A 1,562-nucleotide genomic window follows, 5' to 3' on the forward strand; every position below is an offset into this window, starting at 1 on the left:
CATATACGTCAACTTAAGAGATTTTAGGGATAAATGATTGCATTTCCCCGATTGATGGTATAAGTAATTACCATCAAATGTAAGGAGGGATATTACATGAAGCGCAAACAACCTGTCTTTCAAATGAAGCAGCTGTTTGATCTTCTGTCACCCAAAAGAGCTGTCATGCATTGCTAAAGAAACTAACTTTATTCAAAGAGAACGCAAGTTGGATGTAAAGACATTTCTCGCTCTTCTTTTCGATCAGCCCGGCTCGATAGCCAAATGCTCTCTAACTCATCTGTGTGCTAAGTTGTCCAAGCAGAATCTATCTATGTCCAAACAAGCGCTTGATAAACGGTTTAATGAGAATGCCGTTAACTTTTTGGAACAGATTTTTCTTCGATTATTTGAGAACCTATCCACACAGAAATTCTCAAAGTTGCCCATTGCCAGCACAATCAAATTCAGAAGTATGCGCATCCTTGACGGCAGTTCTATCAAGTTACCTGATGCTCTTCAGTTGGCTTTTCCAGGTACAACTGGAGCTGGCGTGAAATGTCAATTGGAATTCGATTATCTCACGGGGAAACTCCTATATGCCGAATTGCAGCCTGGGAAGGCTGGGGATGCCTCCTCGGGGATAAATCGTTTGGAATCAGTACAGAAAAACGACTTGCTCCTTCAGGATCTTGGCTATTTCAAATGCGATATATTTAGAAAGATTGTGGAAAAGCAAGCGTATTATGTGTCACGTACGCGGGCAGACACCATGTTTTATATCGATTCTCCCGATCCTCGCTACGATAAAAATGGAAAGCTATATAAAAAATATGCCCATGTACGATTGTTTCTTGAAGATGAGGTCAAGACGATGAAACGGGGGGAAATAAGGGAGTTCTCAAGAGTATATATAGGGAAACACGAGCGAATGCCGTCCCGTTTGATAGTCTATCGCATGACAGCCGACGAACAAAAACGCCAAGAGCAGAGGATTAGAAGACGCGGACAGACAAAGCCGGGGAAAATCAAACAAAAGGCAAAGGACTTAGCTGACGTATCCATTCATGTGACCAATCTTCCTCCAAAGATTCCGGCTTCGGAAATTAGTGATCTGTACCGCTATCGCTGGCAGATCGAACTTATCTTTAAGTCATGGAAATCTGATATGGACGCGGCCCATTACCGAAACATGAAGCTGGAAAGATGGATGTGTCATTTATACGCAGAGCTCATTTCATTACTGATCAGTGTGCTCCTTACTTATCAGCTGCGTTATTATTTTTGGGAAGAAAAACAGATAATCCTAAGTGAGATGATTGCGATAAGGGAAGTGAGTGAAAGGATTTGGGTGCTTTGGCAGGCGCGTGCGTCTCCGAAATGGAAAACAGCGATAGGATCTCTAATCGAAATATTAGCCAGCAACGGCCGGAAGAACGTGAAGGAACCCGGTCCAATTGGCTGGCTAACATAAGGTCTATATTTTTAAAAAAAGAAAACGGGGGGCTTATTTAACATGCCCTAATCTAAATAAAAGTTAGTAGCACTATTCCCGTTTCAATAAAAGTGAAACCATTCTCGTT

General features: G+C 42.0%; 1 protein-coding gene. It reads left to right on the plus strand.

From position 1 onward, the window contains the following. Window positions 1-136: 136 nt before the first annotated feature. Window positions 137-1,453 (plus strand): IS4 family transposase, encoded by a 1,317-nt coding sequence (locus AWV70_RS19740; protein ID WP_153010067.1) that lies wholly within the window; start codon window positions 137-139, stop codon window positions 1,451-1,453. Window positions 1,454-1,562 lie beyond the last annotated feature (109 nt).

The organism is Sporosarcina koreensis (genome assembly GCF_001531445.1).
Classification (GTDB): domain Bacteria; phylum Bacillota; class Bacilli; order Bacillales_A; family Planococcaceae; genus Sporosarcina; species Sporosarcina koreensis_C.